Here is a 7,049-nt window from a genome sequence, read left to right as displayed (position 1 = left end):
ATTTCTACTGGTGGCCAGTGCTGGCGCGAATCGCGGCGATCGCCGCGCGCCGAGATCTGCCTGTTCCTGCTCCTTCGCACAAGCTCGTGCGCGAAACGCGCGTGCGAGCCTAAACAAAGAAGGAGAGACCTCTTGGAAGGTCCTGAAATCACCGCCGCGGAAGCCGTTCTCGACAACGGCCGCTTCGGCACCCGTACCGTCCGGTTCGAGACCGGACGACTCGCGCAGCAGGCGCAGGGCGCCGTTGCGGCGTACCTCGACGAGGAGACGATGCTCCTCTCGGCCACCAGCGCCGGCAAGCACCCTCGCGAAGGCTTCGACTTCTTCCCGCTCACCGTCGACGTCGAAGAGCGCTCGTACGCCGCAGGCAAGATCCCCGGCTCGTTCTTCCGTCGTGAGGGCCGCCCCTCGACCGAGGCGATCCTCGTCTGCCGCCTCATCGACCGCCCGCTGCGCCCGTCGTTCGTCGACGGTCTCCGCAACGAGGTGCAGATCGTCGTCACGGTGCTCTCCATCGCGCCGGGCGAGTTCTACGACGCCCTCGCCATCAACGCCGCGTCGCTTTCGACCCAGATTTCCGGCCTGCCGTTCTCGGGTCCGATCGCCGGTGTGCGCCTCGCGCTCATCCCCGGGCACGGCGAGAACGCCGACCAGTGGATCGCGTTCCCGACCGTCACCCAGCTCGAGGAGGCCGTCTTCGACCTCATCGTCGCCGGCCGCGTCATCACTGATGCCGACGGCAACGACGATGTCGCGATCATGATGGTCGAGGCAGAAGCCACCGAGGGCAGCTGGAACCTCATCAAGGGCGGCGCCGTCAAGCCCAACGAGCAGGTGGTGGCCGAGGGCCTCGAGGCCTCGAAGCCCTTCATCAAGGAGCTCGTCGCCGCGCAGAACGTCGTCGCGAAGACCGCGGCGAAGGAGATCCAGGAGTACCCGGTCTTCCTGCCGTACTCCAAGCAGACCTACGACTTCGTCGCCGGTCGTGCCTACGACAAGCTCGTCCCGATCTACCAGATCGCCGACAAGGTCGAGCGTCAGAATGCGGATGACGCGCTCAAGGAGAGCGTGAAGGCCGATCTTCTGGCCGCGGTCGAGGCGAGCGAACTGCCCGCAACCGCGACGCTGGAGTTCTCCGCCGCCTACAAGTCGGTCACGAAGCTCATCGTCCGTGGGCGCATCCTCGCCGAGGGTGTCCGCATCGACGGCCGCGGGCTGGCGGACATCCGCCCGCTCGACGCCGAGGTGCAGGTCATCCCGCGCGTGCACGGCTCCGCGATCTTCCAGCGCGGCGAGACCCAGATCCTGGGTGTCACCACGCTGAACATGCTCAAGATGGAGCAGCAGATCGACTCGCTGTCGCCCGTGACGCACAAGCGTTACATGCACCACTACAACTTCCCGCCGTACTCGACCGGTGAGACCGGTCGCGTCGGCAGCCCCAAGCGTCGCGAGATCGGGCACGGCTTCCTGGCCGAGCGCGCGCTCGTGCCGGTGCTGCCGAGCCGCGAGGAGTTCCCGTACGCGATCCGTCAGGTCTCCGAGGCTCTCGGCTCCAACGGCTCGACGTCGATGGGCTCGGTCTGCGCGTCGACCCTCTCGCTGCTGAACGCGGGCGTGCCGCTGCGCGCCCCGGTCGCCGGCATCGCGATGGGTCTGGTCTCCGACCAGGTCGACGGCCAGACGCGCTACGCCGCCCTGACCGACATCCTCGGTGCAGAAGACGCCCTGGGCGACATGGACTTCAAGGTCGCCGGCACATCGGAGTTCGTCACCGCGATCCAGCTCGACACGAAGCTCGACGGCATCCCGTCGTCGGTCCTCACCGCGGCGCTGCAGCAGGCCCACGAGGCTCGCCTCACGATCCTCGGCGTGCTGAACGCCGCGATCGAGGGTCCCGACGAGATGGCACCGACCGCGCCCCGCGTGATCAGCGTGCAGATCCCCGTCGACAAGATCGGTGAGCTCATCGGCCCCAAGGGCAAGACGATCAACTCCATCCAGGACGAGACCGGCGCACAGATCTCCATCGAGGAGGACGGCACCGTCTACATCGGCGCGACCGACGGCCCCTCGGCCGAGGCCGCCCGCGCCCAGGTCAACGCGATCGCCAACCCGACCAACCCGGAGATCGGCGAGCAGTTCCTCGGCACCGTCGTGAAGCTGGCGACGTTCGGCGCGTTCGTCTCGCTGCTTCCCGGCAAGGACGGCCTGCTGCACGTCAGTGAGGTGCGCAAGCTCGCCGGCGGCAAGCGCGTCGAGAACGTCGAAGACGTGCTCAACGTCGGCCAGAAGATCCTCGTGAAGATCACGAAGATCGACGACCGCGGCAAGCTGTCGCTCGAGCCCGTGCTCGAAGAGCCGGCCGATCAGGAATCCCGTGCGGCCGCGAGCCAGGGCCCCGAGGCTCCCGCCGAAGGCTGATCGATCCATTGATCACGCAGAGGCCCGGTTGTCCACCGTCCGGTGGGCGACCGGGCCTTCGCTCTGCGCCGTGATCAAAGCGTTATGTAATGTTTACCGCCGGTCCGCTGGAATGAACGTCAGTGTCGGAGACCTGCCTTAGCCTCTAAGTACGCGCCGGGGGGTGCGTAAGACAACGTCACGAATCACCGAACGGGCTTCGTGAGGGGGTGGCACATGGCTTTCTTCGGCGTCGGTACGACAGCCGCCACAGACGCGCCCGCGGGCGGTCCCGCGAGCACGACGAATGCCCCGCATCCCTCCGCCCCGATCCCGGTGCAGGGCCCCGCTCTGGGCCGCGGCGTGCGCGTCGCCCTCGGCGAATCGGGCCCGGCCGTCTTCCCCCTGATCCTCGGCGGCGCCGAGTTCGGCTGGAACGTCGATCTGGAATCCAGCCACGAGATCCTCGATCGCTACGTCGAGCTGGGCGGCAACACCGTCCACACGGCCGACGCATTCGCGTCGGGCCGCAGCGAGCACATCATCGGGCAGTGGATCCGCTCGCGCGGCCTGCGCGATGACATCGTGCTGGCGGTGCGCGTCGGCGGGCACCTCGACAATCCCGGCCTCGGACCGGTCAACCTCGTGCGCTCGGTCGAGGCATCCCTGACCCGGCTCGGCACCGACCGCATCGACGTGCTCTACCTCGATGGCAGCGATGCGGCCAGCGCGCCGCTCGAAGACACCCTCGCCACGGCGGAGTGGCTCATCGAGTCCGGCAAGGCCCGGGCCCTCGGGGCCTTCGGCTTCTCCGCCGAGCGCCTCGTCGAAGCCCGCATCCTGGCATCGGCGGGCTACCCGCGCATCACGGTGCTCGATGCGCCCTACAACGTCCTCCGCCGTCAGCAGTTCGAGGGCGATGTGCGCCTCGTCGCGAGCGCCCAGAACGTCGCGGTCACGCCATCGCACGCCCTCGCGCACGGGTTTCTCTCGGGCCGGCACCGCAACCGGGCACGCATCGGCTACAGCGTCCGCGGGTCGCAGCTCGTGGGCAGCCTGAACCGCCGCGGCACGCGCACCCTGCGGGCGCTCGACGCGGTCGCGGGGAATCTGCAGGTTCCCGACGCCGCCGTCGCGGTCGCCTGGCTGCTCGCGCAGAAGACCGTCGTCGCCCCCATCGTCAACGCCTACGCACCCCAGCACGTCGACGAGCTCGTGCAGGGCGTCGGCGTGCAGCTCAGCCGCGCGCAGCTGGCCGAGCTCGCCCGCGCCACCGAGTAGCACGACGTCCTCTCCTCGCGGCCTGCCATAGGCTGGAGGTTCCCCAGCCGAGTATCGGAGTGATGTGCAGTGACGCACTTTATCTATCTCGTGCGCCATGGTGAGCATCAGGATGCCCAGCACGGGCTCCACGACGGGCCGTTGTCCGCGCGGGGCCGCAGGCAAGCATCGCTCGTCGCCGACCGTCTGTCGGGTGTGCCGCTCGACGCCGTGTGGCACTCGCCGCTGGAGCGTGCGGCGCAGACGGCCCGCATCGTCGCCGAGCGCCTGCCCGCGGTGTCTCCGGAGCCCTCGGCGCTGCTCTTCGATTGCGTTCCCACGGGTATGACGCCCGAGACGCCCGCGGCCTTCGAGCCGTTCTTCGGCTCGATCACCGAGGCCGAGGTCGATGCGGGCCGCGCGCAGATGGCGGACGCCGTCAGCGAGTACCTCGTGCGCCGCCAGGGCGACGTGCACGAGCTGCTGATCACGCACAACTTCGTCATCGCATGGTTCGTCCGCCACGTGCTGCAGGCTCCCGAGTGGCGATGGATGACTCTCAACCAGGCGCACGGCGGGCTGACGGTCATCTCCCAGAAGCACGGGCGCCCGTGGACGATGAACGCGTTCAACGACCTGGCGCACCTCCCGTTCGAGCTGCGCACCGGCCTGCCCGAGCAATCCCTCGTCTAGAGACGCCCGTCAGGCGGACGCGAGCACCTTCCCGTACCAGCGGGTCGCGTTCGGGTTGTCGTTGTACGGCTCGATCTGCACGAAGCCCGACCTCGCATAGAGCGATCCGGCAGCCTCCAGCGTGTGGTGGGTGTCGAGCACGAGCTCGGCCGCGCCCCACTCGCGCGCCCGGCGCTCGAGGTCCTCGAGCAGGGCCCTGCCCCAGCCGCGCCCGCGGGTCGCGCTCCGCAGATACAGGTGCTTGATCTCGTAGCGGCGCCCGGCTGGGCCGTCCGCGACAGAGCGGATGCCGCCGCAGCCGACCGCCGTGCCCGCGTCGTCCTCGACCACCACGAACACCCCCGCGGGTGGCTCGAAGGCGGCGGGATCGGGGTACGTCGTGCGGTACGCGGCACCCGGAAAGCCCGCCGCGCGCGTCTGGAAGTACTCCGCCAGCAGGGCGTGCGCATCGGGCGCGTCGACGGCGGTGGCGCGGAGCGTGACCATCCATCCAGCCTAACCAGCGGCCCGCGAGGCCGCCGCTGCACCGACAATAGGATGGAGGTATGACGACGCGTGTGGCACTCGTGGGCGGCACCGGCAAGCTCGGAGGCATCGTCCGCGGTGTGATCGACGACCTCGACGACTTCGACGTCGTCGCCGTGCTGACCTCGCGGAGCGACCTGAACGAGATCGCGGCATCCGACCTGGTCGTGGATGTCTCCACTCCCGCCGTCAGCATCGACGTCGTGCGCGCGGCGATCGAACGCGGACTCAACGTGCTCGTGGGAACCTCCGGGTGGTCGAACGAGCGCATCGCGCTCGTGCGGCCCCTCGTCGATGCCGCCGGTACGGGCGCCGTCTTCATCCCCAACTTCTCGCTCGGCTCCGTCCTCGGCTCGGCGCTCTCCGCCGCCGCCGCTCCGTTCTTCCCGTCGATCGAGATCGTTGAGGCGCACCGCGAGACGAAGGTGGACTCGCCGAGCGGAACGGCCGTGCGCACGGCTGAGCTCATCGCGGCCGCGCGCGCCGACGCCGGGCCCGTCGACTCGCCGCACGTCGATCAGCGGGCCCGTGGCCAGCAGGTCGCGAGTGTGCCGATCCATTCCCTGCGCCGCCCCGGGGTCGTGGCGCGTCAGGACGTCGTCCTCTCGGGCGCGGGGGAGTCGCTCACCATCACCCACGACACCGTGGACCCAGCGCTCGCCTATGCCCCCGGCATCCGGATCGCCCTCCAGGCGGCGCGCACCCAGCGCGGGGTCGTCGTGGGACTCGAGAACTTCATCGACATCGGCGTTCGCGTCCCCGCCGCGGCGCCGGCCGCGCCCGTCGACGACGGCGGGGTGCCGGGCCAGGTGGCGCGCGCCACAGGGGCGTGAGCGCGCGCATCGGCGTGGCCGTGATGGCCGCGCTCCTCGCGCTGTACATCGTTCTGGTGGCGCAGCGGGGCTGGCTGCTGCTCACCAGCGGCGATGCGATCGGCATCGCCATGGGGGTGGCGCTGTTCGTGCTGCCGGTCATCGCCGGGTGGGCGCTGGTGCGCGAGCTGATGTTCGGGCGGGGCGCCGAGCGACTGGGGGCGCGCCTCGAGACCGAGGGCGGGATGCCGGCGGAACAGGTGGCCGTTCGACCGAGCGGCCGCGTGCTGCGGGACGAGGCCGACGAGCTCTTCCCTTCCTACCGGGCGGCGGTCGAGTCCGCCCCCGACGACTGGCGCGCGTGGTACCGGCTCGGGCTCGCGTACGACGCGGCAGGCGATCGGCGACGCGCGCGTTCGGCGATCCGGCAGGCGATCCGCCTCGAATCCGGTGAGCGGCGAGCCGCGTAGCAGCCTCAGTCCTCCCGCAGCGCCGCGGCGACGGCATCCTCCGCGGTCCGCTGGGAGAAGGCGAAGCCCGTGCGCAAGAGCACCTCGGGAACGACGTGCATATCGGCCGTGAGAAGGTCATCGGTGGCGTCGGGCCCGAGCACGAGCTTCATGCCCCACACGGGAGCGCGCACGACGTACGGACGATTCATCGCCACCGCGAGCGCGAACCCGAGGTCGTTCGCGGTCGTGCGGGTCGGGGCTGTGAGATTGACCGGGCCCTCGACATCCGCGTCGATCACGTGCCGAATCGCGGCCACTTCGTCGTCGAGGGATATCCACGGCCAGACCTGGGTGCCCCTGCCGATCGGGCCGGAGACACCGAGTCGCGTGAGCACCAGGAGCGGTTTCAGGATGCCGTCGCGGTGCACGACCGGAGCGGTGCGTGTCAGCACGACCCGCGCGTGCGGGCCGGCGGCCAGTGCGGATGACTCCCATTCCGCCGTGAGGTCGGAGAGAAAGGACTCGCCCCGGGGCGAATCCTCGGTGATCGTCCGGCCCGGCGCCGATCCGTAGTAGCCGACAGCGGAGGCCGAGACGAACGCCGGCGCGCCGGCACCGAGAGCCCTCAGTGCGGCTGCGAGGGCGCGTGTCGGGGTGATGCGCGACCACAGCAGCGTGCTCTTGTACGACCGCGTCCAAGGGAAGCGGCCGATGCTCGCCCCGTTCATGCCGACGACGGCATGCGCTCCCTCGAGCACGGCCGGATCGAGCGGCGATCCGCCCGTGAGCCACTCGATCTCATCCGGTGTCGTTGACGCGGGCGCCGCAGAAGTGGGGGCCGAGGCCGGGGCGGATCCAACCGCAGGGGCCGCCGGGTGCGCCGGACCCTGCGCGAGAAGAGAAC

7 protein-coding genes are annotated in these 7,049 nt (G+C 70.0%); 5 read left to right on the top strand and 2 right to left on the bottom strand.

The window, feature by feature from the left end:
- Positions 1-132 precede the first annotated feature (132 nt).
- The 3 genes from VNT50_RS11905 (at position 133) to VNT50_RS11895 (ending at position 4,356) form a co-directional block, all read left to right on the top strand.
- On the top strand, positions 133-2,424 hold the full coding sequence (locus tag VNT50_RS11905) for a polyribonucleotide nucleotidyltransferase (protein WP_325485334.1): 2,292 nt from the start codon (positions 133-135) through the stop codon (positions 2,422-2,424).
- Positions 2,425-2,640: 216 nt separating this feature from the next.
- Entirely contained in the window at positions 2,641-3,684 is a 1,044-nt protein-coding gene (locus VNT50_RS11900; RefSeq protein WP_325485333.1) for an aldo/keto reductase, read from the top strand.
- Positions 3,685-3,753: 69 nt separating this feature from the next.
- On the top strand, positions 3,754-4,356 hold the full coding sequence (locus VNT50_RS11895; RefSeq protein WP_325485332.1) for a histidine phosphatase family protein: 603 nt from the start codon (positions 3,754-3,756) through the stop codon (positions 4,354-4,356).
- A 9-nt stretch (positions 4,357-4,365) separates the two neighbouring features.
- Here VNT50_RS11895 and VNT50_RS11890 read toward each other — a convergent pair whose 3' ends face one another.
- Positions 4,366-4,842 carry a GNAT family N-acetyltransferase gene (locus VNT50_RS11890; protein WP_325485331.1) on the bottom strand — a complete coding sequence of 159 codons (477 nt, stop codon included), beginning with the start codon at positions 4,840-4,842 and terminating at the stop codon, positions 4,366-4,368.
- A 59-nt stretch (positions 4,843-4,901) separates the two neighbouring features.
- Between VNT50_RS11890 and dapB the strand changes: the two genes are divergently transcribed.
- Entirely contained in the window at positions 4,902-5,714 is an 813-nt protein-coding gene (dapB, locus tag VNT50_RS11885; RefSeq protein WP_325485330.1) for a 4-hydroxy-tetrahydrodipicolinate reductase, read from the top strand.
- A complete protein-coding gene (locus tag VNT50_RS11880; RefSeq protein WP_325485329.1) occupies positions 5,711-6,163 on the top strand; it encodes a hypothetical protein in 453 nt (150 codons plus the stop codon). Before dapB ends, VNT50_RS11880 begins: the two co-directional genes overlap by 4 nt.
- Positions 6,164-6,168: 5 nt before the next feature.
- Here the strand turns inward: VNT50_RS11880 and VNT50_RS11875 are convergent.
- Positions 6,169-7,049: DUF1731 domain-containing protein (locus VNT50_RS11875; protein ID WP_325485328.1), on the bottom strand; the 881-nt coding region annotated here is incomplete at its 5' end.

Origin of the sequence: Microbacterium sp. (assembly GCF_035554235.1) — a bacterium.
GTDB lineage: Bacteria > Actinomycetota > Actinomycetes > Actinomycetales > Microbacteriaceae > Microbacterium.
Note: the sequence above shows the minus strand (reverse complement) of the source record. Positions and strands in the feature narration are given on the sequence as shown.